Below are 17110 nucleotides of genomic sequence, written 5' to 3'. Positions count from 1 at the left end.
GTGGTGTATTTACTATTAGTGGGCCTTTTCCAATGCTAATTTAATGCCGAAACCAATTAATACAGCACCCGTCAATCCTTCGATTACTGCCTTAGTAGTTGGCCTTTTCATAAATGCACTAATGCGATCTAACAGATAGACATAAAATACAAACCAAAGCATCGTTAAAGCTGTATAGATTAATCCCATGATTAAAAATGGTAGAAATGTTCCACCCGTTCCATCCACAAATTGAGGAAGAAATGTTAGGAAAAATACAGCAACCTTCGGATTCGTGACATTCGTGAGGAACCCCTGCTTAAAGCATGATTGATGCGAGTATTTATGATCCATATTAGCTTCATTCTGCACTTCGGTTGATTGTGCGCGAATTGTCCGTAAGGTCCATAATGTTTTAATACCTAAATAACATAAGTAAACTGCACCAATATACTTTAATGCGGCAAATACATAAGCTGATTTCACAATGATAGCGGATAGCCCAATGACAGCTGCGCATGTATGAATCAATAAACCACCACAGGACCCTAAAATAGTCTGCAAGCCTCCTTTCCTACTTACAGTCAAGGTATTCTTTGTCGCTATGGCTGTATCTGGACCAGGTAAAATTATAAGTAAAATGCACATAACTAAGAAAACAGAGATGTTCACCATTTCTCTCCCTCACTTTTTGTCAGAAAATTATAAAAATAATTGTAGCATATGTACTTCCTTACAGAAAGATACTAATTTTTATTTTGACTTGACATATAACCAATAGGTGTTATATATTCGTAACACCTATTGGTTTCATTTTATCTATAAAGGAGATTTACACATGAGCGGAAAATTACCCGATATTGTTAAAACAATTACACTTAATGCACCTATAGAAAAGGTGTGGGACACTGTAGCAACTGCAGAAAAAATTGCTTCTTGGTTTATGCCCAATAATTTTCAACCTATTGAGGGACATGAATTTACGATTCAATCACCGTTTGGTCCTTCACCTTGTAAAGTTGAACGTGTAGATGCGCCACATTTTCTAAGATTTGCTTGGGATGAGGATGGTTGGTTCGTTACTTTTGAGCTAAAAGAAGTCGGAGAACAAACAGAATTTACTTTAACACATGGTGGCTGGAAGGAAGCTTCACATATTATTCCAAAAGCTAACGCTGCTACTGAGGCCATTCGCACAAAAATGGATGGCGGTTGGACAATGATTATCCATCATAAATTAAAAGAAGTTGCAGAAGCCTAATGATTCAAGAAGCAGTGAAATATGATGTTTTTCAAGCAATTGCAGATCCTACAAGAAGAAATGTTTTAAAGCTACTTGCATCTAATGATAGACCTATCTCTAATATTTCAGAGCATTTTGCAATTAGTCGAACAGCTGTCGTAAAGCACTTAAAAATATTAGAACAGGCAGAGCTTGTTTCTGCTCAAAAAAAGGGCCGCGAAAAGATATACACGTTGCATAGTGAGCGTTTAAAAGAAATTGAGGATTGGCTCCAATACTTTCATTTGTTTTGGGACAATAAATTGGCTCAGCTACAAAGTCTGGTGGAAGACAATTAAAAAATGGAGCTGTCTAATTGGGACAGCTCCACCTTTAAAAGAGGTAGAATAATCCTCCATTAATAATGTCAATTTTAATTTTAGATTCGTATTGCTCCTCTAATGCTTTTCTTTCAATTTCATAACATTCGGGTTTATCCTCTACATCCTCATAAAAATAATCCAATACTCGTTGATCACGTTGCCATCTTTTTTGCGCTTCAATGGCCCACGAGTGATCATCCTTTTCAATAATGGAATCCACCGCTGCATTTAATCTTTCAAGTGCACGTGCTGGTTTAATAATATATTGCACATGAAAAACGTTCTCTGCTGGTTCGGTGTCAAAATCTGAGGCATAAATCGTTTCATGAAAATCCTCCTTGATAACACCCGTTAACAAGTTAATACCAAATGAGTACATCATTTCTTTTGTCCGATCACAGCAATAGGAGACTTTAAAGTTAACACCTAGCCATGGTGTTAGGATAACCTGCCCCATTCCATGATCAACTTTTTCAAATAATTGAACATAGGCACCTAGTTCTCCTGTCGCATGAAAAAGCTGATTTAACCGTGGTGAGCCATAATGAATAACCTCACCAAATAAGTTACCAGCCATAGCTGTCTGATCTGTAATAAAGGTCACCTGAGCAGGGTTTGGCTCACTATTAGTGGCCTCTATATATTGCCAATAAAATGGTCTATTCATAATTCTTTTATCAATATCTACCGTCAACTGCACGGTCAAAGAATGTTCCTCTTCCCCTAAAATAGGGCAGTCATTTTCGGAGAAAAATCCCTTTAAATACTCATGAACTTGCTGCGGATACATAGTTTCCCTCCTTACCTCACACTGATTTTTTTAAGTTTGTTAAAATGGCATCTAAATCACCAACCACTTTTTCAAACACATCGATTTTGGTATGAAGTAATTCCAAGATTTTTTCTTCAATGGTATCTTCAATAGCAAGATTATATATGTGAACATCATGCTCCTGTCCCAAACGATGGACACGACCAATTCGTTGCTCTAGCTTCATAGGATTCCATGGTAAATCATAATTGATGACATGATGACAAAATTGGAGATTTATCCCCTCCCCACCAGCCTCTGTGGCAATGAGTACTTGTGCTCTTTCTTTAAATAAATGCTTCATATAATCTCGTTTACTTTTATTAAATTTACCGTTAAACAGCACACTCGAAATTCCTTTAGAATGTAAATACCATTGTAAGTAGATTTGAGTTGCACGATACTCTGTAAAAATAATAACCTTATCCTTCGCCTGTTCAATAATCTCAATTGTTTTTTCTGCTTTAGAATTCACTTCTAAGGCCATTAATTTGGCTAAAATGTCTTCCATTTCTTGTGATTGTCCATGCTCCTTCAGCATATTTGTTATTGTTAATGCTGTAGCTTCCTTGCTACTGCACATTTCCTTCTGCAACGTAATTAACGCAAAAGATCCTTTGTTTTCAAGTGAGCCAAGGAGATCATAAACGGCTCTTTCTTCTTCCGTAAATGTAATCGGTACAATTTGAACGCAACGATTGGTCCATTCAATACCTGTATCTTCTCTTCGATTTCTCACCATCACCTGGTTGACCAATTCTTTCAAATAATCATCATGCTCTAGATGATGCTTACTGGCTGAAAAGGCTGATTGGAAGGTATCGTAGCTTCCTAAATGTCCTGGTTTTAATAAGGAAATTAAATAATATAATTCGAAAACATCATTTTGTATAGGAGTAGCAGTTAATAATAAGCAAAACTTTTTCTTTAATCCTTGGACGAACTCATAAATTTGTGTTTTATTATTTTTTAATTTATGGGCCTCATCAATAATAATCATATCGTAATCCTGCTCATAAATACGTTCCCTATGAGGGCTTTTTTTCGCTGTATCCATACTCATGATTATGACGTCATAGCGCTCTATTGGACAATTTTTTTTATAAGCGATAGCAGGTATATGAAATTTTAAGTTTAACTCTTCAATCCATTGATTAATCAGAGAAGCCGGCGCTAATATTAACGCTTTTTTTACAAGACCCCTTAAAAGATACTCCTTTAAAATCAAACCAGCTTCAATGGTTTTACCTAAACCTACTTCATCTGCTAAAATGGCTTTTCCATTCATGCGCTGAATGACTGTTTCAGCTGCTTCTAGCTGATGTGCAAGAGGTTTTAAATTAGGTAAATACTTTGTAGCTTGTAATCCTGTGAAATCAGGGATTAATCTCATTTTTACAATATCATAGTTCATCTTATATAATGACCAGCTCTGCCATTGTTCAAGATCATTGACGCGATTGATAAAACCTTCTACCCATTCTGACGACCTCTCTATTTTCATGATCATCACCCCACCATGTCAGTATTTCTTCTTATGTTGTCCAAAAAGGAGAAAGCTATGTTCGTTTTATACAAAAAACACCCAATGAATGTAATTATTTCATCGAGTGTTTGTTAATTCATATGTTTACGGAAAATGCTCGGTGATAAACCTGTCACTTTTTTAAATACACGACTAAAATAAAAATAATCTGTGTAACCTACTCGCTTAGCTATTTCCTTTATAGATAAATCAGGCGACCTTAATAGCATTTTCGATTTTTGAATACGTAAATCGGTTAAATAAACATGTGGACTGACACCCATTCTTTTTTCAAACACATAGCTCAATTTTCTACGGTCCCAATTACATTCATTCGCTATATCGCTCACAGTAATATTCTTTGTAAAGTTTTCTTGTATATACGTCAAGATGGATGCTATGTGATAGTCTTTCAACTTCATCAATACAATCATTTCCTCTCATATATTTAAAAAGAGAGCTTTGGATTGAATAAGTGATAAATGACTGCCCTTATGACTCATTTCAACTAATTGCTGCACCATGTTCATCCATTTCATGTGCTCTCCTACCTGTATAACAAAATGACTATTATAAAGCGGAAATTTTACATGTCCATCAAATAGTTGGAAGTAAATCACTACATATTCTAATTTGGTATCCCTTACGGCCATGTTTTGAATGGGAAAATCGGGACCAACATGGAGGATCCTTCCTTTTTTTAAGCGATAATTAGTACCTTCTATTTTTATGTCACCTATACCTTTGACTGGGAAGATTAGTCTAGCGACATTTTCCACTGTCCTGTTAGTAACCGTCTCAGAAGAAATATGGTCAGTAGTGACAGACAGACATGTTAAAGGTGCCATTGAATAAAATTCTAACATTTCTTCTATGCCTACTATCTCCATTCCCTTATCATGCTCTTAAAACAATACGAAAGGAACACCTAAAATACATCGAGTGCTCCTAAGATTAATTATTTTAAGCTTTCCTGTAATAGCTTGCGATTACGTTGTTTAAAAATATCATTATGGGAAGAGACAATACCGCCATCAGAAGCATCGGGCTGAATATATTTTTTCGCACTATTCACTGCGTGCAATGCATCATGAAAAGCTGCTGCAATTAAATGGATTTTGCCATCATGGTGCAAAATATCTCCTGCCGCATAAAGTCCCGGAATAGAGGATTCACTATTTATAGTACCAGCAATGAAATAATCGTTTTTACGTTCAATTGCTAATGGACTATTATCTAATAGTTCCTTATCGCGTACATAGCCATGACTGATAACAACTTCATCGATAGGAATTTCCGTTATAGTACCTGTTTCATGATTCGTTAAAGCAATCGCTTTAATCATTCCTTCTTGATCATCCGCAATTAATTTCGTAATTTCTGAATTATAATGACATTCAATGGCACTATTCGTTAGCTCCGTAATTTGAGCCTCATGTGCAGACAATTGATCTTTTCGATAGGTTAAATATACCTTTGACGCTACTTCCATTAACTCTAATGCCCAATCTACAGCGGTATTACCGCCACCTGAAATGATAACCGCTTTGTTTTTAAATTTTTCATAGGATTTGATGGTGTAGTTTAAATTAGATACCTCAAACCGTTCTGCTCCCTCAATCTCTATTTTTTGAGGATTAAGGATACCCCCACCAATAGCAACTATGACCGTTTTTGAATAATGAATATTCCCAGACTCAGCTGTAATAACGAAAATCCCCTCGTCGTTTTTGGCAATTGATAATACCTTTTCATCTGTGTAAATAGAGGGATTAAATGTTAAGGCCTGCTCCACTAACTGCTTAATTAGTTGGCCACCTGAAATTGGCGTAACGCCCCCAATGTCCCAAATCATTTTCTCCGGGTAAACATGGATTTTACCCCCGAGCTGTGGCTGTGATTCAATTAGCTTCGTCTTCATTTCACGTAAGCCACAATAAAAGCTAGAATATAATCCTGCCGGTCCTCCACCAATGATCGTTACATCATACATTTCTTGTTCAAACAAATCGTAGCACACCTTTCATTTATGTTATTTCCTATCTCAACAATTGGGCCGTGGTAACAACATAACTACAAAACCCTACTGTATTTTCATCTTATAGAAATACTTACTACTTCTTACTCCCTTATTATACGATAATGATAATCATTATCAAGTAAAACTTCCCATTTTGGAAGCTATGTTGTCAATTCTTACTATTCTTTAAATAATCTTTATACGGTATTTACATTGAGCATGTACTCTTAAACTAACATTTAATGGAGGTTTAATATGTATGAAGTATAAAAAATTAGCTGCCCTAGCAGCAGGCTGTTCCTTAGCTATGGCTACTCTTTTAATAGGAGAAAATCAATCCTATGCGGTAGAAGAGTTACCACCTGAACTTAACTTAAATGTCTCCTCTCGCTATGATTCTGGCGTGAAAAATGAAGATGGAGGGGCCACAGAAATTGTTGCCTACAATGCGGACAATTACAAATACTATGTAATCAATGGGACAACAAAGCAAATTGAAATCGTCCCTTTACCAAAAAGCTCTTCCTACTCTGCCGTAAAGGTCGAGAAAACGGTCAATCTTGAAAAAGGTTTAAAAGAAATCAAACCAAACTTCTCTTATGGAGATGTGACAAGTATTAGTATTAACACCGATTCCGATTTGATAGCTGCCGCTGTTCAAGCTGGAGACTATAATGACAATGGATTAGCAGTATTTTTAGATTACAACGGTAATATTCTTCATATTGTAGAAGCTGGTAAACAGCCCGATATGATCACCTTTACACCTGACGGGAAAAAGGTACTTGTAGCAAATGAAGGAGAGCCTCGTGAGGGTTATGAGAAAGCCGTTGATCCAGAAGGCAGTGTTAGTATTATCGAGCTACCAACTGACATTACTAAAGCAACGGTAAAGGATATTAATTTCGAGGCTTTAGATTCTCAACGTGAGGAGCTTGTTGCTAAAGGTATCGTTTTAAAGAAAAAGACGAATCCTTCTGTAGATTTCGAACCTGAGTATATTGCTGTCAATAAAAAAGGTAATACAGCCTATGTTACCTTACAGGAGGCAAATGCAATCGCTACGCTAGATCTTACATCAGGTGAATGGAAAAATGTGCAATCACTAGGTTTTAAGGATCATCGTAAGAAAGAAAATGCGCTTGATTTCATGAAAGATAAAAAAATTGAAATCATTCCTGATAATCTTTACGGCATCTATATGCCTGATGGGATTTCTTCGTATGAAGTGAACGGTAAAACCTATTTAGTGACAGCAAACGAGGGTGACTCACGTGATTGGAAAGGCTATGTAAACGAACTTGAAATGGAACTAAGAGGCAATGAAGTTGTGCTTTTTGATACCTCAGACTATGATGGCTTACAACCTGAAAAAATGTATAGCTTTGGAGGTCGATCTTTCTCTATCTATGAAGCAGAATCAATGACTCAAGTATTTGATAGTGGTAGTGATTTTGAAAAGATTATTGCCCATTCATTACCTGACTACTTCAATGCTTCCAATAATAATACAAAGCTTGATAATCGCAGCGGTAAAAAGGGCCCTGAGCCTGAGGATGTGAAAATTGGACAAATCGGTGATCGCATGTATGCCTTTATTGGTATAGAACGGGTTGGTGGCATCATGATGTATGATATTACAAACCCTAATTCACCATCATTTGTTCAATATATAAATAAAAGAGATTTTGGTGAAGATATTAAGGGAGATGTATCACCAGAAGGTTTAGCTTTCATTCCTGCTTCAGCTAGTACTACAGGGCTTCCAACTTTACTTGCCGCACATGAGGTCAGCGGTACCGTTACTGCTTTTACATTTGGTAGTCCATATAAAAGTTTATTTTTAGATATACAAGGTCATTGGGCACAAACAGCCATTGAGGAACTAGCAAATAAGCATTTATTGAATGGTGTAGCTAAGGATCAATTTAATCCAAATGCTCCCATGACTAGAGCACAATTTATAACTGTCCTCAGTCGTGCACAAAAAATAAATTCAACATCCAAAGCTCCCTTTTCCGATGTAAAAACAGGCGATTATTTTGAGGATGCTATTGGTTGGGCATATGAAAAGAAGCTAATCAATTCATCCAATGAAATGTTTAATCCTCATAAGCCTATTACAAGAGAGGATGCTGCTGTAATTCTATATCATTTTATAAAATTAACTGAAATGGACTTGCCTAACCATCATACTCAACAATTATTTAAGGATGATGCTGCTATTTCTCCTCCTGCAAAGGAAGCGATTTATATTTTGCAGCAAGCTGGAATTTTTACAGGTAACAAACAACAATTGTTTCAACCACAAAGCACTTTATCACGCGCTGATGCTACATCGGTACTCTACAAATTATTTACCCTTAAATAATCCTTCATGCTGTTCGAGTGTTCGAACAGCTTTTTTTATTCTAGCTAAAATAAACCTCAATCCATAAATTACTAAAATATACGTAAACGCTAGTTTTTGATACACTATTGGAAAAAACCAAAAGAGGTCGTCATGAAAAGAAAAATATTTATTTTACATGAAATATATGGCATCAATCAATTTATAAAAGAACAAGCCGAAGCCTACCGTGATGAACATACCTCCGTTTGCTGTGTTTTGCTTTATCCAGAAGGAAAATCCTTCTCATATAAACAGGAACAACAAGCTTATGATTTTTTCTTCCATACAGTCGGCTTTGACGCACCTCTTGAGATGCTATCAAAAAACCTACTAGAGGCATGTGAAAAATATGAAGAGGTAGTGCTAATTGGATATAGTGTAGGTGCTACATTAGCCTGGCGATTATCAACGCTCCCCCTACATCGAGTTATTTGTGTTTATGGCTCACGTATACGCCAATTCCTAGACGTCCAACCATCTTGTCCAACCTTGGTCATTCTACCAAGCTGTGAAAGTAGCTTTGATGTGAATGCAATAAAAAATGTACTCGAACATAAATCAAATGTTCAAACAAAGCAATATCACGGACAGCATGGTTTTATGGATACTTATAATTCCCATTTTTGTCCATCTAGCTACTTTCAAGCACACACAAATATCTTAAACTTTTTAGGAGTAGAACAACATTAGGAGGAACAAACAATGGAAGAAAATATAGATATTTTGGTTGAACCATATATTGAAAGAGGTAATGTGATTTATCCAAGCTTTCCTATAGCCTTACAACCCGGCATGATTATAGGCATCTACACAGATGTTTCTAAAATACATACTTTAATGCAATGGTTTATGAAACGAGATCATACATTTACATATTTTCGCGAAAGTGCTCTCTATGAACGCCTTACTGTTCGTGAGCATATACGGTTTAATTTGAAACTATTCAAACGTACACCTAATGAGGCTGAGGAGTTATTAAAGCTATTTAGCTTAACTGAACAAAAAAACATGAGAATTAGTAAGCTTTCTACTAGTGAAAAACAACGATTAAAGTTATTGGGTACCTATCTTCAGGAAGTATCGCTTCTTGTATTAGAAGAACCCTTTCAAAATATCGATGATTTTTCTAAGCAAAATGTCCAACAAATACTAAAAAAACTCACAGAAAGACAAAAAAGCATCATTTTACTTTCTAATAATCTAGAAGACTTAATGATTGCAAGTACTGCTATACATAGATTAGATGGGGCTGGCTTACATACACTAGACGTTAAAGAGGAAGAATTAGAGAAAACACCTCCCCCATTTGAAAATTCGCCGATTCGCATTGATAAAATTCCAACAAAGAAAAATGACAAGATTATTTTATTTAACCCGCCCGAAATTGATTATATTGAAAGTGTTGAAGGCGTCGTTTCTGTTAATGTTGCAGGTGAATCCTACCCATGTACACTATCACTGAATGAGCTAGAGCAAAAATTGACACCATTCGGCTTTTTCAGAAGCCACCGTTCATACATTGTTAACCTACAAAAGGTTCGCGAAATCATTACATGGACGCGCAATAGCTATAGCCTTGCACTCAACAGCACTGATAAAACTGTTGTGCCTTTGTCGAAAAATAAACTAGCAGATTTAAAGAAAATACTCGGAATATAGTAGATTTCCCAGGAAATAAACGACTCCTGTCACCTTCCATATCGTGTTGTTGGTAGTCATTTTTCCTCCTCTCATCTAATTATTGCTGTGTACCTTTCACTTGTTGTTTATAGTTTAGACATCAACAACAAACAGGAGGCTTACACATGAAAGCAGTAATTGATGTACAGCATTTGAAAAAAACTTTTAATAAAGAAATCGCACTACAAGATGTTTCCTTTACTATACAAAAAGGAGAAATATTTGGTTTCCTTGGTCCGAGTGGCTCTGGAAAAACAACTACTATTAAAATATTAACTGCGCAAACTGAAAACACTGCTGGAAATGTTCTATTATTTGGACAGCCAGCAGCTGACATGAAGCAAAGTCAAAATCGTAAACGTTTTGGCATATTAACAGATAACAGCGGTTTGTATACGAGGTTATCTATAGAAGAGAATTTATTACTCTATAGTAAGCTATATGAGCTGTCAGTCACTGCCGTCAAAGAAGCTCTTGATTTTGTAAATTTATATGCTGATCGCAAAAAGAAGATAAGTCAGCTTTCAAAGGGCATGATACAGCGTGTTACACTGGCTAGAGCTATAATGCATAAGCCTGAATTATTATTTTTAGATGAGCCTACTTCTGCACTTGATCCTGTAAATACAGAACATATCTATAATGGTTTACGAAAGCTGAATAACATGGGGACAACGATATTTTTAACAACCCATGATATGAGCGAGGCCGAAATACTCTGTGACCGAGTTGCTTTCCTGCATAAAGGGAAAATTCGAGCAATTGGCACTCCAAGCGACTTGAAGCAGGAATTTGGCACTGATTCCATGACTGTTGAGCTTAAAAATGGTACACAAGAAGTGATCCAAAACGGGGCTCAAGATGCCGAGAAACTGTATCAATGGATGCAAGCCAATGACGTTACTCGAATCCATACAAATGAACCAACATTAGGCGATATTTTTATGCAAATAACAGGGAGTGATTTAGTATGAATATTTCAATGACAAGAATTCAAGCTATATTAATGAAAGATTATAAGGAATTTTCACGTAACTATGCCGTATCTTCGATGGTACTCTTACCAATAATTTTGGCATTTTTGTATAATCAATCTGGTGCATCCTCTATCAACGCTTATCTCTTACCTATTAATATAACGTTTTCTATGGTAACAGTTTATATACAATGCTGTTTAATTGCAGAGGAGAAGGAGAAAAACACATTACGAAGCCTGATGCTCTCCCCTGCTTCACTAGCAGATATTTTAATTGGTAAAAGCCTATTTGTTTTTATCGTAACGATGATCGTGGTAGCTATGTCTATTTTTATTGTGGGATATAACCCATCTAACCTACTCATTTTAGCTATTTCATTAATACTTTCAACTGTATTTTATATTGCACTTGGAACGATTTGTGGATTATTTTCTAAGTCTATAATGGAAGGTTCCATCATTGTATTACCGGTTATCATTATTTTCTCTTTTGGCCCAATTGCCCTAAATTTTGCTTCTACTTATCCAATCTTAAAGATTGCAGAATGGTTACCAAGCTCACAATTATTACTGTTAGCCGAAGCATTAGAAGGTAAATATTCAGTGACAGATGTAATCATTCCTATGATGACGATAATTGTTTGGTCCCTACTTTCTTGGTTTCTCGCTGCAATTATTTATAAAAAAAGAATGGTCGATTAATGACCATTCTTTTTACTATGATAGTTCTTGCTCAAGTTTTTCAATCTCGCTAAGTTCATCGGCATACCATATTCCAACAAATCTAGAGGGAACAGGTTCATCGAAATAATTCCCGTCATAAAATGATAACGGAAATAATATTTTATGTTCAACAAACCTCTTAATGGTTTGAAAGAAAACGTCATTTTCCTTTGGACTTTTTGCTGCATAGGAGGCAAATTTATTGATAGGCTTACCTAAAGTATCATGAAACATTAGCATAGAGGTGGAGCCATTTTGGCGGAAATTCAAATCAATAGCCTGAACATCACCAGCCTCTGTGACAATTAAATCAAATCCTGCTACACCAACAAAACCTTCTGCAACACCTTGTTCCATAATATGTCTTCCTACCTCAATTACCTTTTCAGGAACTTCATCTACTATTATATTACCGTGATAAATACCGTTTTCATCGGTAATTTGTTGTGAGGCTCCTAAATATTGAATACCTAGTTCCTCGGAGTGGACAAATTGACAGCTATAATTGTCCTTTGTCTGTAATAACTCCTCAATAATTATGCTCTCCGTTCCCGTCATTCGGAATTGCCGCAGACCTTCCGTCAGTTCCTCTTTATTATGGCAAATGATGACTCCATATCCTCCAGAGGTTGGGGAATCATCGCCCGGCTTAAGGACCACAGGCGGTTGCCAATTTTTGATGGCATCTGAGAGCCTATAGGTTTCAACATTTAAACGACTCGGAACAAATTTGCTATCGATTAAATGATCAATATATGCTTTTGAATTCAATTCATTAAATTTCTCGGCATCCATCCAATAGCATTGACGGTCCATATGTTCCAAGTCATGTATATATTGACAAACAATCGTTTTGTCGTCTTCACACCAAGAACGAATATGGGCTAAATACTCCTCCTGTGTGTCATAACTAAAAGGCTGTTCGACCCATGGTAAACCTGTTAATCGATGTAGTTCCCGAGCTTTTTCAGTTTGGGTAGCTCGGTGCACTAATACAGGAATATCAGCAATAGCTACTTCTCTAGAGGTTAGGGCATCCAGTTTATGAGGATCGTCCATCATCCATGGATTATCACTAAACGGCGTTCTTGGTGTATAAACTGCATTCTCACCATAGATTTGTCTTAGCGTGTATTTTGGTTTCAAGTAGATTACCCTCTTTCAATTTTTAAGTACTCTACCCTTCCCCTTATTTTTTGACACTTTTTAATAGAAAAAACAGTCTTAGCGGCCAATAAAAATCCATTAAAACCCAAATATTAAATAGATTCGCCTAATAATTGATTTAAGTGAATTTTCACCTGCGGCCACTCGTCTAACGTAATACTATACATCACTGTATGGCGAGCGGTCCCATCTTTCCGAATCATATGATTCCGTAATATTCCTTCCTTTGTCGCCCCAATACGCTCTATAGCTTTCTGAGATTGAATATTTTCATGATCAGTTTTGATTTGAACTCGCTGTAAATGAAGGGTTTCAAAACAGTATTGTAATAATAGGTATTTACAATTGGTATTAATAGCAGTACGCCAGTAGACTGGTGTCAGCCATGTTGTTCCTATTTCAACCCGCTGATGTGTATCATCTATATCCATAAAACGTGTAGACCCTATGATCTCTCCAGTCTTTTTATCCACAATAACAAAAGGAAATTCTGTTTTATTACGCCTCATTAATAAAGCATTTTCCACAAAGTTATGCACATCCACCATTTTTTCGATCGTTGTGGACATATGTGACCAAATTTCTGGATAACTCGCCGCCTCTAATATCCCCGATAAATCATTTAACTCTAAAGGCTTCAGTTTAACTATTTCATTTTCTAATGCCATAAACTCCATGATGTATCACTCCTTTTTTAATTATTTAACGGTAAATTTGATATGATAGAAAGTACCAATTATTAAAAACCAGACCATACCAAAGGAGGTTATCTTGTGGAGCTATCCATTTCATTGACAGGAGATTCAGCCAAATACATTCAGATATACGAAGAAATTAGACAGTCTATTTTATCTAAAAGGCTATTAGGTCATGAGCAATTGCCCTCTAAGCGAGCCCTTGCCCGAACTCTCGATGTAAGTGTACATACTGTGAAGGAGGCTTATGAACAATTACTGGCAGAAGGTTATGTTTATAGTAAAGAACGGTCGGGTTATTTTATTGCTCCCTTTGAATTTGATTGGGTACAAGATGAACAGCAGCATGAGGTTCCTCTAAGGACAATCATATCCAATGACATTCAGTATGATTTTCATAACGGGCATGTGGATAACGAGGCTTTTCCCTATTCACTTTGGCATAAGCTCCTAAAAAAACATGTAAACAAGAATAATTTATCCATAAGTCCCTGGGCAGGTGAAGACCTATTACGCTCCGAGATTGCGCGCTATGTACAACGTTCACGTGGCGTTGTTTGTGATGCCTCACAAGTGTTTGTTTATGGTGGAACACAAAGTCAACTTCAAGCCCTTAGTCTCTTTTTAGGTCCCCAGAGTAAGGTCGGAGTAGAAGAACCGGGTTTTAAACGGGCACATACTACTTTACGACAATGCGGTTTGTCTACAGAGGCCATCCCTGTGGATAAAGCCGGTATAACTCTTCCTTCAAAAACAATTCACATGTTATACACAACACCAGCTCATCAATTTCCTTTGGGCATGATTATGACCGTAGAGAGAAGAGCCGCCTTGTTGCAATGGGCAAATTTGAATGAGGCATACATTATTGAAGATGACTATGACTCTGAATTTCGTTATAAAGGGCTGCCAATCCCCTCTTTAGCAAAAATGGATCAGCTTCAACAAGTTATTTATTTTGGAACATTTTCTAAAACGTTGCTGCCTTCTTTGCGAATCAGTTATATGATTTTACCAAAGTCATTAATTGCATCGTTTAATGCCTTTAACCATGATCAAAAATCAGTTGTCTCCAGAGTAGAGCAACTTGTTTTAGCTGATTTCATTGCACAAGGTCAATTTGATAAACATTTAGCGAAAATGCGGACAGTTTATCGTAAAAAACAACAAGCTCTACTAACTGCTATCTCCACTCATTTTTCGGAGGAATTTCAAATCATCGGTGAAAAATCTGGGCTACATATCGTGATGAAGTTACCTAATAGACTCTCTGAGAAAAATGCGATTCAACTTGCTCAAAAGATTGGAATTCTTGTCTATCCATGTTCTACTTCCTATCAGCATGGTACAGAGGATACTTTAATCATTTTAGGCTACGGTGGACTGACACTTCAGCAAATTGATGAAGGTATTGCACTCCTTGCTTCCGTCTGGCAATAACCTGTCATTTTATTAGATGGTCGGAGTCAGTCTATACACGAAACTTTGTTTTAGACATAAAAAATATACAGATGATTCGAGACAAGGCGAAACCTTATAATGTTTTTTTCGTATGTAAAGGTAAATGAACACATAAGGGGATAGACAATAATGGAGAACCGTCAGCTATTAGAGCAGCACTTGCAGGAAATTCAGGATTGGGAAAAGGATCAAAGGGATTTATGGTTTTGGGAGAAACTAGGTAGAATACCGTTTAAGTTGTTAGATAAAATGACGCCTACTTTTATTCAAAATAAAATTGCATTATTAGTCGATGAATTAGGGAACTACATACAATCCGGTGGAAAATATTTAATCAATGAACAAGCCATGATTCAAAAAGTCCGTAACCATTCTTCCACAGAGCATATTTTGAGCATTTCAGATATTGGTCAAATTCCATTAGAGGATATGATTACTCTCAGTGATAAATTGCAAAATGAGCGTGTAAAGTTTGCGACTGTTCAAGGTGCTTCTACGGGGTTTGGCGGAATATTTACCTTGGCTATTGATATACCCGTTATTTTAGGAACCGCGCTGAAGACATTGCAAGAAATTGCTATTATTCATGGCTATGACCCTAATGATAAAATGGAGCGTATTTTTATTGTGAAATGCCTGCAATTCACAAGTGCAGATATTGTTGGGAAAGAAGCCATCTTACAGGAGCTTTCCACTATGAATAGTACTCATAAAGCTACTGACAATATGATTTCTCAGCTACAAGGCTGGCAGGAGGTATTTTATACGTATCGGGACCAGCTGGGCTGGAAAAAACTGTTTCAAATGATACCTATTGCTGGTATGATCTTCGGTGCATACGCAAATAAAGGAATGATTCAAGATGTTGCTGAAACGGGTATTATGTTATATCGAAAAAGACGAATTTATGAAAAATTGAATGAATTAGAAAGTTGATGATGAGAGATGGCGCTCTTCCTTATAAGAGCGTCACCCTCCCTTGTTTCTACATTTTAATTACTATTTTTCCCTGATGCTGACGACTTTCCATCAGTTCATGAGCTTTTTGCATATCCTCTAATGGAAATATTTTAGCAATGGGCACTTGGAAACTATCCCCTTTTAATAAAGTAAAAATATGTTGAGCGACCTGTTGTAACATTTCTGGTCTTAAGTCCCTAGTCGTACCCAGACTAAATCCTTTTACATTACGACAGCTACTATGTAAATCTGATGTCATAATAGTTCCTGCCTTGCCTCCACTATTGCCAAATTGTACAAGAGTGCCATATGGTGCTAAGCAAGTTAAGCTTTCCTCCGTAATAGCTCCCGCAATCGAATCAAAGATAATATCGACGCCAATACCTCCAGTAAAGTCTCGTACATGCTCACTAAATTGGTCATATGTAAGAACATGATCTGCCCCAAGCTGATAGGCTATCGGTGCCTTCTCTAATGTACTTACAGTTCCAATAATTTGTTTAGCGCCTAGCTTTTTGGCCATTTGAATAAGCATTGTTCCTACCCCACCAGATGCAGCATGAATTAACACCGAATCATTCTGACTAATTGGTGCTATCTGATGTGTTAAGATATACGATAAAAACGATACAGTTGGCACAGCTGCTACCTTCTCTAGCGGTACATCATACGGAACTTTAAAGACCAACTGTTCCTTTGCTACGACATACTCTGCATAAGCACCATTTATCGGAAATGCAATGACCTGGTCCCCCTTCTGAAAATTGCTGTTCTCATTAAAAACCTCTTCTACAATACCAGCAACATCTAACCCAAGAATCATTGGAAAGTTTCCTTTAGCCTTATTACCTGTCCGATTTTTAATATCTGCATAGTTCACACTCGTATAGATTGTACGTATTAGGATTTCTCCTGTTGAGATTGTAGGCTTTGGATATTCGGCATATGTTAATACATCAGACGTACCAAATTCATTTATTACGATAGCCTTCATTTTTTTCTCCCTCCTTGTTATAGTCGAATTATAAACTAAATTCCCAAAGAATGGAGATACCTTTGTGAAAATTAAACCTAAGCAAGAGAACTGTAATGGAATACCGTATGATTTCTTTAATT

Annotated in this window: 18 protein-coding genes; 9 read left to right on the top strand and 9 right to left on the bottom strand. The window is 36.5% G+C overall.

The window, feature by feature from the left end:
• Window positions 1-15: 15 nt before the first annotated feature.
• Window positions 16-654 (bottom strand): LysE family translocator, encoded by a 639-nt coding sequence (locus tag A2J09_RS20410; protein ID WP_031418337.1) that lies wholly within the window; start codon window positions 652-654, stop codon window positions 16-18.
• 163 nt (window positions 655-817) lie between these two features.
• Between A2J09_RS20410 and A2J09_RS20405 the strand changes: the two genes are divergently transcribed.
• Entirely contained in the window at window positions 818-1240 is a 423-nt protein-coding gene (locus tag A2J09_RS20405; RefSeq protein ID WP_031418335.1) for an SRPBCC family protein, read from the top strand.
• Window positions 1240-1560, top strand: a complete 321-nt coding sequence (locus A2J09_RS20400) for an ArsR/SmtB family transcription factor (RefSeq protein ID WP_012292561.1) — start codon at window positions 1240-1242, stop codon at window positions 1558-1560. Before A2J09_RS20405 ends, A2J09_RS20400 begins: the two co-directional genes overlap by 1 nt.
• A 34-nt stretch (window positions 1561-1594) precedes the next feature.
• Here the strand turns inward: A2J09_RS20400 and A2J09_RS20395 are convergent, their stop codons facing one another.
• From A2J09_RS20395 to A2J09_RS20375, 5 genes are all read right to left on the bottom strand, one after another.
• Window positions 1595-2374: a YqhG family protein gene (locus A2J09_RS20395; protein WP_012292560.1), complete on the bottom strand. Its 780-nt coding sequence runs from the start codon at window positions 2372-2374 to the stop codon at window positions 1595-1597.
• A gap of 16 nt (window positions 2375-2390) precedes the next feature.
• On the bottom strand, window positions 2391-3905 hold the full coding sequence (locus A2J09_RS20390; protein ID WP_012292559.1) for a DEAD/DEAH box helicase: 1515 nt from the start codon (window positions 3903-3905) through the stop codon (window positions 2391-2393).
• A 107-nt stretch (window positions 3906-4012) separates the two neighbouring features.
• Complete coding sequence (locus A2J09_RS23195) at window positions 4013-4342, bottom strand: helix-turn-helix domain-containing protein (RefSeq protein WP_080695162.1); 330 nt, start codon at window positions 4340-4342, stop codon at window positions 4013-4015.
• 18 nt (window positions 4343-4360) lie between these two features.
• Window positions 4361-4810, bottom strand: coding sequence for a hypothetical protein (locus tag A2J09_RS20380; RefSeq protein WP_036160651.1), 450 nt, complete (start codon window positions 4808-4810; stop codon window positions 4361-4363).
• Window positions 4811-4878: 68 nt separating this feature from the next.
• Complete coding sequence (locus A2J09_RS20375) at window positions 4879-5928, bottom strand: NAD(P)/FAD-dependent oxidoreductase (protein ID WP_031418330.1); 1050 nt, start codon at window positions 5926-5928, stop codon at window positions 4879-4881.
• Between the two features lie 271 nt (window positions 5929-6199).
• On the opposite strand from A2J09_RS20375, the gene A2J09_RS20370 reads away from it, so the two are divergent.
• From A2J09_RS20370 to A2J09_RS20350, 5 genes are all read left to right on the top strand, one after another.
• Window positions 6200-8311 carry a choice-of-anchor I family protein gene (locus tag A2J09_RS20370; RefSeq protein WP_012292554.1) on the top strand — a complete coding sequence of 704 codons (2112 nt, stop codon included), beginning with the start codon at window positions 6200-6202 and terminating at the stop codon, window positions 8309-8311.
• A 96-nt stretch (window positions 8312-8407) separates the two neighbouring features.
• Complete coding sequence (locus A2J09_RS20365; RefSeq protein WP_080695161.1) at window positions 8408-9022, top strand: dienelactone hydrolase family protein; 615 nt, start codon at window positions 8408-8410, stop codon at window positions 9020-9022.
• A 12-nt stretch (window positions 9023-9034) separates the two neighbouring features.
• Complete coding sequence (locus A2J09_RS20360) at window positions 9035-9991, top strand: LytTR family transcriptional regulator DNA-binding domain-containing protein (RefSeq protein ID WP_012292551.1); 957 nt, start codon at window positions 9035-9037, stop codon at window positions 9989-9991.
• Between the two features lie 146 nt (window positions 9992-10137).
• Window positions 10138-10986 carry an ABC transporter ATP-binding protein gene (locus A2J09_RS20355; protein WP_012292550.1) on the top strand — a complete coding sequence of 283 codons (849 nt, stop codon included), beginning with the start codon at window positions 10138-10140 and terminating at the stop codon, window positions 10984-10986.
• Window positions 10983-11690: an ABC transporter permease gene (locus A2J09_RS20350; protein WP_012292549.1), complete on the top strand. Its 708-nt coding sequence runs from the start codon at window positions 10983-10985 to the stop codon at window positions 11688-11690. The genes A2J09_RS20355 and A2J09_RS20350 overlap by 4 nt, the downstream gene beginning before the upstream one ends.
• 15 nt (window positions 11691-11705) lie before the next feature.
• Here the strand turns inward: A2J09_RS20350 and ldmS are convergent, their stop codons facing one another.
• Complete coding sequence (gene ldmS / locus A2J09_RS20345) at window positions 11706-12857, bottom strand: L-aspartate--L-methionine ligase LdmS (protein ID WP_012292548.1); 1152 nt, start codon at window positions 12855-12857, stop codon at window positions 11706-11708.
• Window positions 12858-12970: 113 nt separating this feature from the next.
• Entirely contained in the window at window positions 12971-13555 is a 585-nt protein-coding gene (locus A2J09_RS20340; RefSeq protein ID WP_012292547.1) for a GNAT family N-acetyltransferase, read from the bottom strand.
• A 96-nt stretch (window positions 13556-13651) separates the two neighbouring features.
• Here A2J09_RS20340 and A2J09_RS20335 point away from each other — a divergent pair, with 96 nt between their 5' ends.
• Together A2J09_RS20335 and A2J09_RS20330 are read left to right on the top strand one after the other, a co-directional pair.
• Window positions 13652-15013 carry a MocR-like pyridoxine biosynthesis transcription factor PdxR gene (locus tag A2J09_RS20335; protein WP_012292546.1) on the top strand — a complete coding sequence of 454 codons (1362 nt, stop codon included), beginning with the start codon at window positions 13652-13654 and terminating at the stop codon, window positions 15011-15013.
• A gap of 150 nt (window positions 15014-15163) precedes the next feature.
• Entirely contained in the window at window positions 15164-15970 is an 807-nt protein-coding gene (locus tag A2J09_RS20330) for an EcsC family protein (protein WP_012292545.1), read from the top strand.
• A gap of 49 nt (window positions 15971-16019) precedes the next feature.
• Here the strand turns inward: A2J09_RS20330 and A2J09_RS20325 are convergent, their stop codons facing one another.
• On the bottom strand, window positions 16020-16988 hold the full coding sequence (locus A2J09_RS20325) for a quinone oxidoreductase family protein (protein WP_012292544.1): 969 nt from the start codon (window positions 16986-16988) through the stop codon (window positions 16020-16022).
• Window positions 16989-17110 lie beyond the last annotated feature (122 nt).

The organism is Lysinibacillus sphaericus (genome assembly GCF_001629735.1).
GTDB lineage: Bacteria > Bacillota > Bacilli > Bacillales_A > Planococcaceae > Lysinibacillus > Lysinibacillus pinottii.
Note: the sequence above shows the minus strand (reverse complement) of the source record. Positions and strands in the feature narration are given on the sequence as shown.